The sequence below is a fragment of the Mycolicibacterium thermoresistibile genome, assembly GCF_900187065.1.
Lineage (GTDB): Bacteria > Actinomycetota > Actinomycetes > Mycobacteriales > Mycobacteriaceae > Mycobacterium > Mycobacterium thermoresistibile.
The window spans coordinates 3,929,674-3,945,191 of record NZ_LT906483.1 but is presented as its reverse complement, the minus strand read 5'-3'; the positions used below and the strand labels follow the sequence as shown (position 1 = coordinate 3,945,191).

General features: G+C 68.3%; 18 protein-coding genes. 6 read left to right on the top strand and 12 right to left on the bottom strand.

The window, feature by feature from the left end:
- Position 1: 1 nt before the first annotated feature.
- Entirely contained in the window at positions 2 to 1,297 is a 1,296-nt protein-coding gene (locus tag CKW28_RS18550) for an amidohydrolase family protein (protein ID WP_003925351.1), read from the bottom strand.
- 83 nt (positions 1,298 to 1,380) lie between these two features.
- Between CKW28_RS18550 and CKW28_RS18545 the strand changes: the two genes are divergently transcribed.
- The gene (locus CKW28_RS18545) at positions 1,381 to 1,608 is read left to right on the top strand and encodes a hypothetical protein (protein ID WP_003925352.1); all 228 of its coding nucleotides are present in this window, start codon (positions 1,381 to 1,383) and stop codon (positions 1,606 to 1,608) included.
- Positions 1,609 to 1,629: 21 nt separating this feature from the next.
- Here CKW28_RS18545 and CKW28_RS18540 read toward each other — a convergent pair whose 3' ends face one another.
- Genes CKW28_RS18540 through CKW28_RS18530 form a run of 3 tightly spaced genes read right to left on the bottom strand, consistent with a single transcriptional unit; the run spans position 1,630 to position 4,024 of the window.
- A complete protein-coding gene (locus CKW28_RS18540; RefSeq protein ID WP_003925353.1) occupies positions 1,630 to 2,772 on the bottom strand; it encodes an acyl-CoA dehydrogenase family protein in 1,143 nt (380 codons plus the stop codon).
- 3 nt (positions 2,773 to 2,775) lie between these two features.
- Positions 2,776 to 3,822 (bottom strand): acyl-CoA dehydrogenase family protein, encoded by a 1,047-nt coding sequence (locus CKW28_RS18535; RefSeq protein ID WP_003925354.1) that lies wholly within the window; start codon positions 3,820 to 3,822, stop codon positions 2,776 to 2,778.
- A gap of 7 nt (positions 3,823 to 3,829) precedes the next feature.
- The gene (locus CKW28_RS18530) at positions 3,830 to 4,024 is read right to left on the bottom strand and encodes a ferredoxin (protein WP_003925355.1); all 195 of its coding nucleotides are present in this window, start codon (positions 4,022 to 4,024) and stop codon (positions 3,830 to 3,832) included.
- A 32-nt stretch (positions 4,025 to 4,056) separates the two neighbouring features.
- Here CKW28_RS18530 and CKW28_RS18525 point away from each other — a divergent pair, with 32 nt between their 5' ends.
- Positions 4,057 to 4,908: an SDR family NAD(P)-dependent oxidoreductase gene (locus CKW28_RS18525; RefSeq protein ID WP_328588367.1), complete on the top strand. Its 852-nt coding sequence runs from the start codon at positions 4,057 to 4,059 to the stop codon at positions 4,906 to 4,908.
- A gap of 19 nt (positions 4,909 to 4,927) precedes the next feature.
- On the opposite strand, the gene CKW28_RS18520 is transcribed toward CKW28_RS18525, so the two are convergent.
- The 4 genes from CKW28_RS18520 to CKW28_RS18505 are packed head-to-tail and all read right to left on the bottom strand — an operon-like array spanning position 4,928 to position 9,024.
- Positions 4,928 to 6,124, bottom strand: a complete 1,197-nt coding sequence (locus CKW28_RS18520; protein ID WP_003925357.1) for a cytochrome P450 — start codon at positions 6,122 to 6,124, stop codon at positions 4,928 to 4,930.
- A gap of 7 nt (positions 6,125 to 6,131) precedes the next feature.
- Positions 6,132 to 6,578: a VOC family protein gene (locus tag CKW28_RS18515; protein ID WP_003925358.1), complete on the bottom strand. Its 447-nt coding sequence runs from the start codon at positions 6,576 to 6,578 to the stop codon at positions 6,132 to 6,134.
- Entirely contained in the window at positions 6,575 to 7,792 is a 1,218-nt protein-coding gene (locus tag CKW28_RS18510; RefSeq protein ID WP_268793674.1) for a CoA transferase, read from the bottom strand. Before CKW28_RS18510 ends, CKW28_RS18515 begins: the two co-directional genes overlap by 4 nt.
- Positions 7,793 to 7,806: 14 nt before the next feature.
- Positions 7,807 to 9,024, bottom strand: coding sequence for a CaiB/BaiF CoA transferase family protein (locus tag CKW28_RS18505; protein WP_110844407.1), 1,218 nt, complete (start codon positions 9,022 to 9,024; stop codon positions 7,807 to 7,809).
- A gap of 102 nt (positions 9,025 to 9,126) precedes the next feature.
- Between CKW28_RS18505 and CKW28_RS18500 the strand changes: the two genes are divergently transcribed.
- A complete protein-coding gene (locus tag CKW28_RS18500) occupies positions 9,127 to 10,335 on the top strand; it encodes a CaiB/BaiF CoA transferase family protein (RefSeq protein WP_040546676.1) in 1,209 nt (402 codons plus the stop codon).
- Here CKW28_RS18500 and CKW28_RS18495 read toward each other — a convergent pair.
- Positions 10,332 to 10,748 (bottom strand): DUF3237 domain-containing protein, encoded by a 417-nt coding sequence (locus CKW28_RS18495; protein WP_003925363.1) that lies wholly within the window; start codon positions 10,746 to 10,748, stop codon positions 10,332 to 10,334. The genes CKW28_RS18500 and CKW28_RS18495 overlap by 4 nt on opposite strands.
- 15 nt (positions 10,749 to 10,763) lie before the next feature.
- Entirely contained in the window at positions 10,764 to 11,645 is an 882-nt protein-coding gene (locus tag CKW28_RS18490) for a VOC family protein (RefSeq protein ID WP_003925364.1), read from the bottom strand.
- A gap of 128 nt (positions 11,646 to 11,773) precedes the next feature.
- Between CKW28_RS18490 and CKW28_RS18485 the strand changes: the two genes are divergently transcribed.
- From CKW28_RS18485 to CKW28_RS18475, 3 genes are read left to right on the top strand one after another with little or no spacing between them, the layout of a single operon-like run.
- On the top strand, positions 11,774 to 12,253 hold the full coding sequence (locus CKW28_RS18485) for an FAS1-like dehydratase domain-containing protein (protein WP_040546868.1): 480 nt from the start codon (positions 11,774 to 11,776) through the stop codon (positions 12,251 to 12,253).
- A gap of 21 nt (positions 12,254 to 12,274) precedes the next feature.
- Positions 12,275 to 13,702 carry an NAD-dependent succinate-semialdehyde dehydrogenase gene (locus CKW28_RS18480; RefSeq protein WP_003925366.1) on the top strand — a complete coding sequence of 476 codons (1,428 nt, stop codon included), beginning with the start codon at positions 12,275 to 12,277 and terminating at the stop codon, positions 13,700 to 13,702.
- An 11-nt stretch (positions 13,703 to 13,713) separates the two neighbouring features.
- Positions 13,714 to 14,163 carry a MaoC/PaaZ C-terminal domain-containing protein gene (locus tag CKW28_RS18475; RefSeq protein ID WP_003925367.1) on the top strand — a complete coding sequence of 150 codons (450 nt, stop codon included), beginning with the start codon at positions 13,714 to 13,716 and terminating at the stop codon, positions 14,161 to 14,163.
- A gap of 5 nt (positions 14,164 to 14,168) precedes the next feature.
- Here the strand turns inward: CKW28_RS18475 and CKW28_RS18470 are convergent, their stop codons facing one another.
- A complete protein-coding gene (locus CKW28_RS18470) occupies positions 14,169 to 15,296 on the bottom strand; it encodes a thiolase family protein (RefSeq protein WP_003925368.1) in 1,128 nt (375 codons plus the stop codon).
- Positions 15,293 to 15,517 (bottom strand): hypothetical protein, encoded by a 225-nt coding sequence (locus tag CKW28_RS18465; protein ID WP_003925369.1) that lies wholly within the window; start codon positions 15,515 to 15,517, stop codon positions 15,293 to 15,295. The genes CKW28_RS18470 and CKW28_RS18465 overlap by 4 nt, the downstream gene beginning before the upstream one ends.
- Between the last annotated feature and the right edge of the window lies 1 nt (position 15,518).

Genomic DNA, 15,518 nt, shown 5'->3' with positions numbered 1-15,518 from the left:
GCTACTCCTTGTTGGCCATCTGGTCGGCGAGGTTCTGGATGAACGCGCCGTATCCGACGCCGCCGTGGTCGGACATCACGGCGTCGTAGTCGTACTCCGGCGGGTTGCCGTCGTTGGGCCGCCAGCCGGAGTCGGCCGTGCAGGACTTGAACCCCTCCTCCGGGAACGCGTACCACCGGCGGGTGTTGAGTTCGACGATCTTGTGGGCGTCCTCGTCGGGCACGTCGGCCAGCATCTCCTCGGCGCGCGCCCGGCTCTTCGGCCAGAACGAGTCGGAGTGCGGGTAGTCGCACTCCCAGGTGATGTTGTCGATGCCGATCTGGTGCCGCAGCCCGATGCCGACCTCGTCCTCGATGAAGCAGCCGGAGATGTTGCGGCGGAACAGCTCCGACGGTGCGATCGTCGGGTGGATGTTCTGGTAGTACTTGTGCTTGCGCCAGACGTAGTCCGCCCGCTCGATGATGTAGGGCATCCAGCCGACGCCGCCCTCGGAGAACGCGACCTTCAGGTTCGGGTGCTTGTGGAAGACCGGCGAGAAGATCAACTCGACCGCCGCCGACATCGACGTCGTGCCCATCAGCGTCACCATGACGGCGAAGGGCGCCTCGGGTGCGGTGGAGGGCGGCATGCCGCCGGAGCCGAAGTGCATGACCGCAGTCAGGTTGGTCTCCTCCAGGGCAGACCACACCGGGTCCCAGTGCGGGGTGTGGAAGCTCGGCAGGCCGAGGTTCATCGGGTTGTCGGGCAGGCCGACGGCGCGGCAGCCCTTGGCGGCCATGCGTTCGATCTCCTTGACGATCAACGCGGTATCCCACAGCGGCGTGATCATCATCGGGATGAACCGGGCCGGATCGGTGGCGCACCACTCGTCGATCGAGAAGTCGTTCCAGGCCTGCACGCACAGCAGCGCCAGGTCCTTGTCGTTGCCCTCGAGGAACACCGTGCCGCAGAACCGCGGGAACGACGGGAAGCACAGCATCGCATGCACGCCGTCGATGTCCATGTCCTGCAGGCGGGCCTTGGGGTCGTAGCAGCCGGGGATCATCTCGTCGTAGCGCACCGGGTCCACGCCGAACTCCTCGGGTCGCTTACCGGCGACGGCGTTGAGCCCGATGTTGGGGTACGCGCGGCCCTCGTAGACCCACTGGTGCGTCGGCGGCTTGCCCTCTCGCGGGAACTCGACGATCCGCGGCCCGTCCTGTAGGTACTTCTTGGGCAGTCGGTCGGTCCACACGTGTGGCGGTTCGATGAGGTGGTCGTCCACCGAGAGAAGCTTCATCGACGGTTGCAGTGGCATCGTTTCATCCCCGCCTTCCGGCTGTTAGTCTTCATGGCAGAACAATTGAACAGATTCTGATTAACTGACTATACCGTTCGGTGGTGTGGGAACTCAACCGTGGCAAGGAGGCGCTGATGGACCCCAGGGAGCGGATACCCCATGACGACTGGGCCGATCAGGACCTGTTGACCCGCTCAGAGGCGGCCCAGCGGCTGGCCGAGGAGATCGTCGACGTGAAGGCGAGGATTGCGGCCGGCCACGACGACGCGATCACCCTGCGCCGGCTGGCGGCCATGGAAGCGGCGTTGGAGCAGTACCAGGCCGAATAGCGCCGAATAACGGCCCGCCGGTCAGCGCCCGCGGGGCAGGCCGAGCACCCGTTGCGCGACGATGTTGCGCTGAATCTGGGCGGTGCCGCCGTAGATCCCGGCGGCTCGCGACCACACGTAGATGTCCCACTCCAGGCCCTCGTGCAGCAGCGGGCCGCTGTCGGTGAGATCCATCATCGTGTGGCCGCACACCTGGTCGGCGCGCGCCATCAGCAGCTTGTCCACGGAGCCCTCGGGACCCGGCAGGGCGCCGCGCTGCCGCTCGGTCAGTGACCGCTGTACCTTGACCTGCAGGGCGCGCAGTTCGGTGTACGCGCGACCGAGTCGCGCCCGCGTCGTCGCCGAGTCCTCCAGCTGACCGGACCGCACCTGCTGTTCGAGGTCGCGCAGCTGCCGCGAGAGCCGGCTGATCCAGTTGATGTCGCTGGGTCCCCGTTCGTAGGCGAGCAACTGGTTGGCGATCGTCCAGCCCTGCCCCCGCTCGCCGAGCAGATTCTCCTCGGGCACCTCGACGTCGTCGAACGTCACCTCGGCGAACTCGCGGTTGCGTGCGGCGTTGACGATCGGCGAGACCGTGATGCCGGGGGTCGACATCGGTATCAGCAGTACCGAGATGCCCTGGTGCTTGGGGGCGTCGGGCTCGGTGCGGCACAACAGGAAACACCAATCCGCGACGGCGGCGAAGCTGGTCCAGATCTTGCGCCCGTTGACCCGGAAGAACCGGCGGCCGTCGCTCTCGACGAGGTTGGCGGTGGTCTTCAGGCCCGCCAGATCCGAACCCGCCTCGGGCTCGCTGAATCCCTGGCACCACCGGACCCGGCCCGACAGCAGGCCGGGCAGCAGTTCGGTGCGCTGGGCGTCGGTTCCGAACAGGCGCAGCGCGTTGCTGAGATGGCCGACCCCCTCGATCGGCGGCGCCCCGGCACGGCCCAACTCGTCGTTGAGAATCGCCTCGTAGATGGGCGGCAGGCCGTGTCCGCCGTATTCGACGGGAAACGACAATCCGATGTAGCCGGCCTCGTAGAGCGTCTGATGCCAGGCGTTCTGGGCGTCCGCGCGGGCGCCCGGATCGTCGGGGATGGTGGCCTCGGCGCTGTGGTCGCGCAGCCACTGGCGAAGCCGGGCCCGGAACCGGGCCTCCTCGGGGGTGTCGTTGAAATCCATCGGCTACGCGAGCTCCTCGTTCGCCAACCGCAACTCGGCGATGGGCTCGTACTGTGTCGTCTCGTCGCCGAACAGGCGGCGGTTCAACAGGGTTCGGCGCACCCGCAGGTGCGAAAGGTGCTCCCAGGTGATGGCGATGCCGCCGAACACCTGCACGGTGGTCTCCACCACGTCGCGACCGGCCGCCGACGCGTAGGCCTTGGCCGTCATGGCCGCCAGCACCGCCTCGTCGATGGGCAGGTGGTCGATGGCCCACGCCGCGTGCCAGACGCAGCTCCTGGCGCCCTCGACGCTGACCAGCGCGTCGGCCAGCAGGTGCTGGATCGCCTGGAAGGAGCCGATCGGAACACCGAACTGGCTGCGTTCGCCGGCGTAGCGGACCGCGTCGTCGAGTGCACCCTGCATCACGCCGAGCAGGTCGGCGGCGATGACGGTCAGAGCGAGCGCCTCGACGCGCCGCCACCGCTCGTCGGCGATGGGCTCGCCGACGACGGTCACCTCGGCCGGGCCGTCGGCGGGTAGCCGGCGCACCGCCCGGGTGAGGTCGAGGCCGTCCTCGGCGGCGGCCCCGTCCAGGGCGACGGTGCCGAGCCGGCGGCAACCGTCGATCTCTTCGGCGACGAGCACGTGGGTCGCACCCGCGGTGTCGAACGCCACCGCGCCGGCGCCGAGCGTGCCGAACCCGCGCAGGTCGGCGGTGAGTACCGGGGCGATCCGCAGTTGGCCCTCGGCCAACAGGTCCAGTTCCTTCTCGGCGCGCGCGGCCTCCAGCAGCTCGGCCGCGAGCACCGCCTGACCGGCGACCGGCACCGCGCACAGTCTGCGGGCCAACTGCTCGACCGCGAGCGCGGTCTCCACCCCGCTGGCCTCCAGTCCGCACAGGGCGGGGGAGCGCAGGGTGGGGATGCCGACCTCGACCACCTGGCGCCATCGCTGCGCGAGCGCCTCACCCCCGGCGATCTCGCTCGGGTTCGTGGTGGCGAGCTGATCCGCCAGCGCGGATACGGTGTCCTGCAGGAGCTTCTGCTCGTCAGTCAGCCCGATGTCCATTGAGCGATCAGCTGTCGTGCAGAGTGAGGGCGACCTTCGGGCACAACGCGACCGCCTCCCGGACGGCGGCCTCCCGGTCCGGGGGCACCTCGTCTACCAGGGGGCGCGCGAGGTCGTCGTCACCGAGTTCGAAGACATCGGGAGCGACACCTACACACACCGCATTGGATTCGCACAGTTCGCGATCCACTTCGACGCGCATCCGACTTCCTTCCTGAGCGTTCGGATACCATCATGGATGATAGAACGAAAGTTGTTCAACTGTTCACTGCAAGGAGGCCCATGTTGTCCCGGCTCCAGAATCGAAACGCCCTCGTCACGGGAGGTGCGCAAGGTCTCGGTCGGGCGGTGGCCCGCCGACTGGCGGCCGAGGGCGCCCGGGTGACGATCGTCGACCTCAACGAGGACAAGGGTCGCGAGTGCGTCGAGCTCATCGAATCGGCAGGCGGTAGTGCCGCATTCGTCCGTGCGAACGTGGCCAAGCGGGAGGACATCGAGGCCGCGGCCGCGGCGGCGTCTGTCGACGGCCGGCTGGACGTGCTGGTCAACGCCGCCCAGTACTTTGCGATGCCCAAGGCGCTGGAACTGGTTTCGGACAAGGACTGGGAACTGTCGGAGGCCACCGGGCCGAAGGCGACGTTCCGGTTCATGCAGGCATCGTTCGCCGCGCTGAAGGCCTCCGGCAAGGCTTCGGTGATCAACTTCGTGTCCGGTTCCGCTCTGGGCGGGATGGCTTACACCGCACCGTATTCCGCCGCCAAGGGGGCCATCCATGCGCTGACCAAGGTGGCCGCCAACGAGTGGGCGCACCACGGCATCCGGGTGAACGCGCTGTGCCCGTTCGCGCTGACGGACGTGCAGCGCAAGATGATCGGCACCGAGTGGGACAACTACACCCGCACCGCGGAGGCGTCGCCGATGAAGCGTGGCGCCGATCCGGACACCGAGATCGCGCCCGCGGTGGCGTTCCTCGCCAGCGACGACGCCGCCTTCATCACCGGTACCGTGCTGCACGTCGACGGCGGCATGACCGAGCTGTCGACCGTGGACTACTCGCAATCGCCCGGGGTCTTCAGCGCCGGCTGAGCCGGTGTGGAGATGACGCTCACCTGAGCGTCATCTCCACACTGGTGTAGCCCCGCACGGTGGCCGTGAGTACACGTTCGCGCGCACCGATCGAGTAGTTCGGGAACTTCTTGGCGATGTACTCGAACACCAGCTGGGCTTCGCGGCGGGCCAGCCACTGGCCCAGGCAGATGTGGATGCCCCAGCCGAAGTACACGTCCGTGCCGCGAGGGCGGTCGATGATGAAGCGGTCGGGGTCCTGGTAGCGACGTTCGTCGCGGTTGGCGCTGCCGAGCAGGAGCAGCACCCAGTCGCCGGCCTGCATCCGCACCCCGTGCTTCTCGACCGGCTTGGTCAGGGTGCGAGCAACCCAGTGACTGGGGGTGTCGTACCGCAGCGCCTCGTTCACGGCAGCGGGAATCAGGCTGGGGTCGGCGACAATTCGCCGCCACTGGTCGGGATGCTCGTAGAGTGCCACCAGACCGTTGGAGATCAGCTTCTGGGTGGTCTCGGAACCGGCTGCCGACAGCAGGTTCGCGAACATCAGCACCTCGTGGGGTGTGAGGGACCGCTCGCCGCCGGCCTCCGGGTCGTCGAACGTCGCGTTGAGCACGATGCTGATGAGGTCGTCACCGGGATGGCGGCGCCGCTCGTCGATAAGATCGCTGATGTATGCGCTGATCTTCCGGTTGGCCTCGATCGCCTTCGGGGGCATGGCGACCTCGCCCTCGTGGCGGGTGAGGAAGTCCTCCCACCACAGCCGCAGTTGTTCGCGGTCGCCCTGCGGGACACCGAGCAGGTCGCCGATCACGTCGGTGGGAATGGAGAAGGCGAAGGCCTGCATGGCGTCGACGGTGGTGCCGGGACGCAGCTTGTCGAGATGGTGCGCCACGACCGCGCGCAACGCGTTCTCCATCGCCTCGACCGCCTTCGGGGTGAAGAAGCCCTTGAGTACCCCGCGGATCCGGTCGTGTCGCGGTGGGTCCATCGAGATGATCGAGTACTTGCGGCCGTCGTTGTCCGGGTTCTCCGGAGCCGGGCCGAGTTTCGACGAGTACGTCGACCAGTCCCGCAGCGCGGCGGAGACGTCGTCGAACCGGGACAGCACCCACCACCGGTCCTCGGGGTCGCGGTACACGGGCGCTTCGTCGCGCAACCGGCGGTACACCGGGTAAGGGTCGTCGAAGATCGCCTTGGAGAACGGCGAATACGTCAATTCGTTGGTCGTCGGCACCATGATTTCGTCACCTGTCAGCCGTGCGTTCGATCAGTTCAAGCAGATTGCCTTCGGGGTCGGTCGCCATCAGGCCGCGGTTGCCGCCGCTGAACGCAACGGTGCGCTCCGGGAGCGTGCGACCGCCGTGGGCGACGATCGCGTCCATCACCCGGTCGGCATCGTCGACCCGGAACGACAGATGGGTGAAGCCGACGGCGTTCATCGGCCGCGGCCCCTGCTCGCCCACGGTCGCAGGACGCGCGTAGCCGAGCAGTTCGAGGCGGAATCCGTCGCGCTGCAGGTAGACGAGTTCGAGCAGCAGGCCGGGAATGTCGAGCAGCGTGGCCGTGGCGTCGTCGTCGACGGTCATCCGGCCGATGGCCTCGAAACCCAGTGCATTGCAGTAGAACTGTTCGGCACGACCGATGTCGCGCACGCACAGTCCGAAGTGGGTGAGGCGGATCCTGTCGCTCATCGCTGTGGTTCGGTTTGTTGTTCGGCGAGGTCGTCGAGCAGTGCGTTGTGCTCGCCCAGCAGCGGCGGGCGAGTCGGCGCGGTCGTCGGCGTCGCGCTGAACAGGTATGGCCTGCCGGGGTAGGTGACGGTCCGGCCGAGTTCCGGGTGCTCCACCGGAACGCGGAAGCCACGTGCCACGTTGTGCTCGTCGTCGAAGGCCTCGTTCGGGGGAAGTACGGCACCGCAGGGAAAGCCGCGGCGCTGGCCGGTCACGAAGAACTCCTTGGCGGGCAGCCGCGATGCGATGAGGCGGATCGCGTCGCGCGCGGCGCTCAGTATCGCCGTGGTCTCGTCGTCGATTCCGATCAGTGACCCGTCGACGGGCTCATCCCGGTTGGCGGCCAGTTCCAGGAACACCGCCTCGGGGAACTCCTCGGTGAGGTCGAGCTCGCCCAGCCACGCCAACAGCTCGGCGAAGTCCTCCTGCTTGCGGGGCAGCACACCGGTGGTGGCGTAGCGTCCGTCGGCGCAGCGCACCTGCACGGGCGAGCTGGGGGTCGGATAGGCGTGCCTGCCGGTCTGGCGCAGGCAGACATGGCGGTTCACCAGCCAGTGGTACGTCGTCTGCTCGCAGGTGACGTTGCACGCCGCGTTGACGCTGACATCGACCAGCTGCCCCTGACCCGTGTGGTCGCGGTGCGCCAGAGCCACCAGCGCCCCGATCGCGCAGTACATTCCGGCGATGTTCGCCGACTGGTCACCGGCGCCGCGGATGGGCGGCAGGGTGTGGTCGTCGTATCCGCAGTTCCACACCTGGCCGCCGCCGGCAAGCATGGTCAGGTCGGTCGTCGGTTGACCGTTGCGGGCGCTGCCCAGCCCGTACGGGCTCACCGACACCCAGATCAACCCCGCGTCGCGGGCCGCGCACGTCTCGTAGTCGACGGTCTCCCACCGGTCGCTGCCCGCGATGACGATGTCGGCGGTGGCGATCAGTTCCAGCAGTCGGCGCCGTCCGGCATCGGCGAGAACATCGATCGTCACCGAACGCTTTCCGACGTTGTCCGCCCACCACCGGAGGCTGCGGTCCGCGCCGGGTTGGTCGTCGACGAACGGCGGCCGGGCACGATGGGTCGAACCGGTGGGCGGCTCGACCACGATGACGTCGGCGCCCAACTCGGCCAGCGCTCGGCCGCCGACCGGCGTGAACTGGTCGGATATCTCGATGACCCGCAGGTCGTGTAGCGCTGTCAGATCACACCTCGCTGCGCCCAGTCGTTCAGCTCCTCCTCGGTGTGGCCGAGCAGGTCCACCAGCACCTCGCGGTTGTGCTGGCCCAGCCGGGGGGCCGCCGAGGCGATGGTCCACGGCGTCTTCGAGCACCGCAGCGGAATGCCCTCCACGCGCACCTCGCCGATATCGGGGTGTGTCACCGACGGGAACAGTCCCGCGAGGTCGGGGTCGTCGTCGATGCGTTCCTGCGGGCTCTTGACCACGCTGGCCGGCACGCCGACCGCGATGAGGTCGTCGGCCAGTTCCGCCGCGTCGCGGGTGGCGGTGACCGAGCCGATCAGCGTGTCGAGGTCATCGGCGGCCCGCAGTCGCTGTTCGAGGGTGTTGAACCGCTCCGACGTCAGTTCGGGTTCGTTGAGCACCTTGGCCAGCACGGAGAACTCGCGGTCGTCGCGGCAGGCGATCGCGATCCAGCGGTCCTCGCCCGCGCACGGGTAGATGCCGTGCGGTGCCATCTCCCCGAAGTCGGCCCGATTGCCCGCGGCGGCCACGCTGCGGCCGTTCACCGTCCACTCCAGTACCTGCGTGGACAGCATCGCGGTGCCCGCGGGCACGGTCGCCAGGTCCACGTGCTGGCCCTCCCCGGTCCGGTCGCGGTGATGCAGGGCCGCCAGCAGGGCTGTGGTCATGTACAGGGCCGACATGTGGTCCATGTACGAGAAGCCCCATCCGGCGGGCTCGGTGTCGGGCAGGCCTGCGGTGTAGGTCAACCCGCTCACCGCCTGCACGATCGGGCCCCACGTCTTGAAGTCCCGGTACGGCCCGGTGTGGCCGAACCCGCAGTTGGACACGTAGATGATGTCGGGCTTGATCCTCTTGAGCTCCTCGTAGCCGAAGCCGCGCTTCTCCATCACCCCCGCCGCGAAGTTCTCGGTCACGATGTCGCTGATCGAGATCAGTTCGCGCAGCAGGTCTTTCCCCTCAGGGGTGCGCATGTTGATGGTGACGCCGTACTTGCCGACGTTGTGGTTGTTGAAACCGGCGCCGAGGTTGACCCCGCGGCGGTCGTCGACGTAGGGCCCGGAGCCCCGCAGGGCATCCCAGAGCCCACGGGTGACCGGGTCCTCGACCCTGATGACCTCCGCACCGAACGCGGCGAGGATCTTGGTCGCACCGGCGCCCGCCAGTTGACCGCTCAGATCGCACACCCGTAGGTGCGACAACGCGTCCGTCACGGCAATGACAATAGCAGCTAGACATAAAGTGTTCTATTGTTCAATGCAATGGCGTTGACCACATCGGAGGCTGAACAGATGACAGAAGGTGCCCCTGCGCCGATGAGAGGTGTCCGTGTGCTGGAGGTTGCACAGTGGACGTTCGTGCCCGCGGCCGGCGCGGTACTGGCCGACTGGGGCGCCGACGTCATCAAGGTGGAACACCCGCGCACCGGCGACTCCCAGCGAGGGCTGCGCAGCCTCGGTCACATCACGATCGAGGGTGACCGAAACCCGGTGATGGAGCACGCGAACCGGGGCAAGCGGTCGGTCGCCATCGACATGTCCACTCCGGACGGGCACGAGCTCTTGATGGAGATCGCGCGCACCAGCGACGTGTTCCTGACCAACTTCCTGCCTGAGGCCCGCAAGAAGCTCAGGATCGATGTCGAGGACCTGCGCGCGGTCAATCCGGACATCGTCTACGCGCGCGGCAGCGCGTACGGGCCGCTGGGCGCCGAAGCCGAGATCGGCGGCTACGACATGACCGGGTTCTGGAGTCGGGCGGCCGGAGCCATGGGGTCGACGCCGAGCGACATGGAAGGCGTTGTGCCCCAGCCGGGCCCGGCCTACGGCGATTCGATCGGCGGCATGACCATAGCCGGCGGCATCGCGGCGGCACTGTTCGAGCGGGAGCGCACCGGGGTGGCCCGTGTCGTCGACATCTCGCTGCTCGGTGTGGGGGTGTGGGCGTCCGGGGTGGCGATCAACGCGGCGCTGATCAGCGGTCAGCCGTGGATCCCCAATCCCACCGGCGCGAACGTCGCGCCCAACAATCCGCTCGTCGGCTTCTACCGGACCGCCGACGGCCGCTTCCTGAGCCTGTCGATGCTGCAGGGGTTCCGCTTCTTCGGGGAGTTCTGCAAGCGCATCGGGGTCGGCGAGCTCGCCGCCGACGAGCGCTTCGCCAGTCACGCGGCGTTGACCGCGAACGCCGCGGCGGCCACCGAGATCCTGCGCGCCACCATCGCGGCCCAGCCGCTGGAGCACTGGCGGCGGGTGCTTGACGGGTTCGAGGGGCAGTGGGCGGTGGTGCAGAACACCGCCGAGGTCGCCGCGGACCCGCAGGTGCGCGCCAACGGCGGCATCGTCGAGGTCGAAACCGGCAGCGGTAAGACCGAACTCGTCGCCAGCCCAGTGTTGTTCGACGAGACCCCGCTGAATCTGCGGCCGATGCCGGAGTTCGCCGCCGACACCGAGCAGCTGATCCTCGAACTCGGCGGCGACTGGGATCGCATCACGGCGTTGAAGGACAGTGGCGCGATCGCCTAGACCACCTCGTAGACCTCGTATTCGAGGCTCTCGCCGCGGAAGCCGCCCTTGCCGACGGCGAGTATCTGGGTGAGCCACTGGTAGCGTTCGTCGCCGGTTTCGAAGAAGAACGCCGAGTGCACGGTGGGTCCGGTCATCCGCCCGGTGTAGGTCACCAGAATCGTCGCCCCGTCGTCGGTCTCGAGGGTGAGGCGGGCGTCGACGAGGACCCGGCCGGACGGCTCGACGAACGCCCAGTCGGCGGCGGCCCTGCCCTTCAGTGAGGCCTTGAGGCGCTCGCCCTCGTACCGTGCGGCGGTGATCTCGCCGATGGTGCGGCTGCCGGTGGGGCCGGACGACACCGCGATGGGATCGGCGAGCTGATAGGTGATGTGGCACAGCGGGCGAAGTGTGGCGTGCAGCGTTTCGGTCATGTCCTACTGGGGGTCCTACTCGACGAATTCGAACACCGCGCCGTGGCACGTCGCGGGATCGGTCACGAGGCGTCCGCGGTGACGCTCGGCGATGCCGACACCGTGGTCGGCCAGATATGCCTGCGCGGACGCGAGGTCAGCGGTCTCGAAGACGCACGAGTGCATGATCTCGCCGTTGGCGGCCAGATCGCGCCCGGCGACTGTGGATTCGGAGGTGGGGGAGATGAGTTCCACCGTGGTGTTGGTACCGAGCCGCAGCCGGCAGCGGGCCGCGTCGGGTCCGTCGTCCTTGGCGACGACGTCGGCACCGAGTGCCCGGTAGATCCCGGTGGCGCGGTCGAGGTCGCGCACCACGACGCCGATGCGCCAGCCACGGATGCCCAGCGGGTGCCGCTCCCACGGCTCGGTCGACCATCCCTCGCCGTAGCGAGGGTCCGCCCACTTGCCCGGCACGCCGAGCGGACCCGGCCGGGACTCGGAGAACGGCATGAACTCGAGTTGGCCCGCGGTGTCGCGGGGATGAGTGAACACCGGGCTCATCGGCTTCTCGACCATCACCTCCCGGCCGGCGCCTGCGAGGCCGAAACACCGCACCCCCTGGGCGGTGAGGGCGTCAAAGATCTCGGTCGGCGGGCAGGCGACGAAATATGCCGCCGCATGAAAGTGCGAGCCGAACCGGGACAGGAACCTCCCCAGCGGGAGCTCGGCGACGGTGGGTTCCATGACGTCGACCGCGAGGTCGGCGATGGTCACCATCGACGCCCAGCGCTTCTCGGCCTCGAGCCACTCGTCGGTGAACACGTCGACGGCGCCGAATACCTCGCGATACCAGTCAGTGACGGTGCGGTAGTCGGAGACGACGTGGTTGACATGCCATTGCCTGCCGATCGCCACCATGGCTGAACACCATAACATAGACTGTTTAACTGATACCTCTGGCGCGCAGTGCGCAACGGTACCGCCGACAGCGAATCATCCGCTGTCGGACGGCACTTCATCGGACACGAGGGGCGAATGTCGTGAGCATGATCACCGACCGGCTCGCCGACGCAGTCGGCGTCTGGCATGAGGAGGGTCCACCGTCGTTCCCGATCGACCGCTCGGACATTCGGCGGTGGGCGATCGCGACGTACTGGCCGGAGGAACCACCGCGGCTCTACTGGGACGAGGAATACGCCAAGACGACGCGCTGGGGTGGCCTCATCGCGCCTGCGGACTTCAACCCGTTCGCGTGGCCGGTCACCCGGGGCGACGACGGTCCGTCGGCGCTGGTGATGCCGGCACCGGGTGAGCCTGGTCAGCGGATGCTCAACGGCGGGGTGGCTTTTCAATACGGCGTACCCATGCGGCCGGGTGACGTCATCCGGGGTCGATGGCGGATCAAGGACGCCACCGAACGTGCGGGCCGCCTCGGGCAGATGCTCTACATCCGGTTGGAGCGGCAGTTGCACAACCAGCACGACGAGTGGGTGCGCACTCGCGTCGACACGTTGATCCGGTACTGACTCGGTTAAGGAAGAATCCGCATGTACATCGATGGTGAGTGGCAGTCGGCGGCGTCGGGCAAGACGTTCGCCAGCATCAACCCGGCGAACGGCGCCGTGCTCGACAGCGTGCCCGACGGTGAGCGCGAAGATGCGCGCCGCGCGATCGACGCGGCCGCGGCCGCGCTGCCGGACTGGCGGTCGCGCACCGCGTACGAACGTGCCGAGGTGCTCGTCGAGGCGCACCGGATCATGCTGGAGCGCCGCGACGACCTCGCCGAGCTGATGACCAGGGAACAGGGCAAGCCGCTGAGGATGGCCCGCACCGAGGTCGGTTACGCCGCGGACTTCCTGCTGTGGTTCGCCGAGGAGGCCAAGCGCGTGTACGGCGAGGTCATTCCGTCCGCCCGCGCCGATCAACGCTTCATCGTGCTGGCACAGCCGGTGGGCGTGTGTGCCGCGATCACGCCGTGGAACTACCCGATCTCGATGCTCACCCGCAAGCTGGCTCCGGCGTTGGCCGCCGGGTGCACCTCGGTGCTCAAGCCGGCCGAGCAGACGCCCCTGTGCGCGGTCGAGACGTTCAAGGTGTTCGCCGACGCCGGCGTGCCCGCGGGCGTGGTCAATCTCGTGACGTGCTCGGATCCCGAACCGGTCGCCGACGAGCTGCTCGGCGATCCCCGGGTGCGCAAGATCAGTTTCACCGGCTCGACCGAGGTCGGCCGAATGATCGCGTCGCGTGCCGGCGCCACGATGAAGCGGGTCTCCATGGAGCTCGGCGGGCACGCCCCGTTCCTGGTCTTCCCCGACGCCGACCCGGAGCACGCGGCCAAGGGCGGTGCGGCCGTGAAGTTTCTCAACACCGGCCAGGCCTGCATCTGCCCCAACCGGTTCATCGTGCACCGCTCGATCGCCGAACCGTTCATCGCGACGTTGCGCGCGCGCATCGAGAAGCTGGTGCCCGGAGACGGCTTGGCCGCGGGCACCACGGTCGGGCCGCTCATCGACGAGGTCGCGCTGAAGAAGATGCAGCGCCAGGTCGACGACGCCGTTGACAAGGGGGCCAAGCTCGAACTCGGCGGGTCGCGCCTGCAGGGCCCCGCGTTCGACAACGGGCACTTCTACGCTCCGACCATCCTCACCGGCGTCACCCCGGACATGCTGATCTGCTCCGAGGAGACGTTCGGTCCGATCGCGCCGGTGATGGTGTTCGACGACGAGGACGAGGCGATCGCGATGGCCAACTCGACCGAGTACGGCCTGGCCGGATACATCTACACCCGCGACATCAGCCGGGCGATCCGCGTCGGCGAGGCGCTCGACTTCGGGATGATCGGCATCAACGACATCAACCCGACGTCGGCGGCGGTGCCGTTCGGCGGTATCAAGCAGAGCGGCCTGGGCCGCGAAGGTGCGCGGGCGGGTATCGAGGAGTACCTCGACACCAAGGTCCTCGGAATCGCGCTGTGAGGGAGGCTGCGATGAGTCCCGTTGATTTCGAGTCGATTCAGATCGGCGACCAGATCCCGTCCTACGTGCGCACGACGCACTTCACCGAGTGGAACCGCTATGCCGCGGTCAACGACGAGTTCATTCCCATTCACATGGACGACGAGGCCGGACGGGCGGCGGGTAATGAGCGCGGCGCCTTCGGAATGGGAAACCTGCGGCTGGCTTACCTGGTCAACATGCTGCAGGCGTGGATCGGCGATGAGGGCGAGATCCGGGCGCTGAACGCCAAATACCGCTCGATGAACCAGAAGGGCGATACCCTGCGCGGGATCGGGGAGGTAACCGGAAAGGAGATCGTCGACGGACCAGACGGACCGGAATACCTGGTGCACCTCAAGATTGACGTCGTCGACCAGAACGGCACCAGCACGACACCGGGTGAGGCCACCGTCGCGCTGGCGCCGTCACGCGCGCAGTAGCGCGACTATTGCTGTTTCTCGCGCAGTAGCGCGACGACACACGAGCCGCCGCCGCCGACCGCCTGCGCCAGCCCCACCCGCGGTCGGGACACCTGCCGCGCGCCCGCCTCGCCGCGCAGCTGCATGACGACCTCGGCGGTCTGCGCAAGGCCGGTCGCACCGATCGGATGACCGCGGGCGATGCAGCCGCCGTCGGTGTTGGTGGGCAGGGCGCCGTCGGACGCCAACCCCCCGGACTCGGCGAGCCGCACGGCCCCGGCCTCGTCGGTGAGACCCATCGCGACGAGTGCGGTGATCTCCTCGCTGGCGCACATGTCGTGCAGCGAGACCACCCCGACGTCCTTCGGTTCCACCCCGGCCGCGGCGTACGCGCGCTTCGCGGTCACCGTGATCTGCGAGGGGGGACCCACGACGGGGCCGACCAGGGGCCAGTGCGGATCGGCGGGCCAGCTGGTCTGCTCGATCGACAGCACCGACACCGAACGCGGCGTCGGATCGGCCGACACCACCACGGCCGCCCCACCGTCGACCGAGGCGTGACACATCATCTTGGTCAGCGGTTCGGCCACCACCCGCGCGCCCAGCACCTCGTCGACCGTCACCTCTTCCGGGTTGCGGCGCGCGGCAAGGGGATTGAGGCGGGCTTGGTTGTACGACTTGGCGGCGACGGCGGCGATGACCTCCGGGCCGGCGCCGGTGTCGTACAGGAAACGTGCGGCCTCGATCGCATAGTGCAGCTGCGGCGGGAAGCGGTCCCAGAAGCCCACTGCCGCCGGGACCACGCCGCCCGGTTCCAGCGCGGTGGTCTTCTCGTATCCGATCGCCAGCGCGGTGCGGCACCGGCCGGACGCGACCGCCCACACCGCATGCCGGAGTGCGACCATGCCCCCCGCGGACGCGCTCTCCGTCGCGGTCACGGGAATTCCGGTGCGGCCCAACCGATGTGCCACCCCGATGCCCGTCTGCGGCCCCGCGAGTGCGGACGCGGTGAACACCTCGCCGACCTCCTTGTAGGCGATGCCCGCATCGGCGAGCGCCTGCTCGGCGGCGGCCACGCCGAGGTCGGCCAGCGGCGTCAGGCCGTGCTTGCCGAACTCGGTGACACCGATTCCGGTGATGTGCACCCCCGTCATGACTGATCCGCCACGAACAGCTCGACGGTCTCCTCGCCGAGGGTGGTGGGCACCAACCGGCCCTTGGTGCCGGGAGCGGGTCGGGTGCCGTCGACAAGCACCTGGAACCGGCCGTCGTCGGTGTCGACCCACGCGACGCTGTAGCCGTTCTGCCCGTACTCGGGGAACGGGGATTTCGACGGTACGAACGTCGAGGACCATACGGTGGCTGGCTTGGACATC

Excerpts from the sequence above, each read along its gene's own strand:
- CKW28_RS18550 (WP_003925351.1), bottom strand. The coding sequence starts at position 1,297 with ATGCCACTGCAACCGTCGATGAAGCTTCTCTCGGTGGACGACCACCTC.
- CKW28_RS18540 (WP_003925353.1), bottom strand. The coding sequence starts at position 2,772 with ATGGATTTCAACGACACCCCCGAGGAGGCCCGGTTCCGGGCCCGGCTT.
- CKW28_RS18535 (WP_003925354.1), bottom strand. The coding sequence starts at position 3,822 with ATGGACATCGGGCTGACTGACGAGCAGAAGCTCCTGCAGGACACCGTA.
- CKW28_RS18530 (WP_003925355.1), bottom strand. The coding sequence starts at position 4,024 with ATGCGCGTCGAAGTGGATCGCGAACTGTGCGAATCCAATGCGGTGTGT.
- CKW28_RS18525 (WP_328588367.1), top strand. The coding sequence starts at position 4,057 with ATGGATGATAGAACGAAAGTTGTTCAACTGTTCACTGCAAGGAGGCCC.
- CKW28_RS18520 (WP_003925357.1), bottom strand. The coding sequence starts at position 6,124 with ATGGTGCCGACGACCAACGAATTGACGTATTCGCCGTTCTCCAAGGCG.
- CKW28_RS18515 (WP_003925358.1), bottom strand. The coding sequence starts at position 6,578 with ATGAGCGACAGGATCCGCCTCACCCACTTCGGACTGTGCGTGCGCGAC.
- CKW28_RS18500 (WP_040546676.1), top strand. The coding sequence starts at position 9,127 with ATGAGAGGTGTCCGTGTGCTGGAGGTTGCACAGTGGACGTTCGTGCCC.
- CKW28_RS18495 (WP_003925363.1), bottom strand. The coding sequence starts at position 10,748 with ATGACCGAAACGCTGCACGCCACACTTCGCCCGCTGTGCCACATCACC.
- CKW28_RS18490 (WP_003925364.1), bottom strand. The coding sequence starts at position 11,645 with ATGGTGGCGATCGGCAGGCAATGGCATGTCAACCACGTCGTCTCCGAC.
- CKW28_RS18485 (WP_040546868.1), top strand. The coding sequence starts at position 11,774 with ATGATCACCGACCGGCTCGCCGACGCAGTCGGCGTCTGGCATGAGGAG.
- CKW28_RS18480 (WP_003925366.1), top strand. The coding sequence starts at position 12,275 with ATGTACATCGATGGTGAGTGGCAGTCGGCGGCGTCGGGCAAGACGTTC.
- CKW28_RS18475 (WP_003925367.1), top strand. The coding sequence starts at position 13,714 with ATGAGTCCCGTTGATTTCGAGTCGATTCAGATCGGCGACCAGATCCCG.
- CKW28_RS18470 (WP_003925368.1), bottom strand. The coding sequence starts at position 15,296 with ATGACGGGGGTGCACATCACCGGAATCGGTGTCACCGAGTTCGGCAAG.
- CKW28_RS18465 (WP_003925369.1), bottom strand. The coding sequence starts at position 15,517 with ATGTCCAAGCCAGCCACCGTATGGTCCTCGACGTTCGTACCGTCGAAA.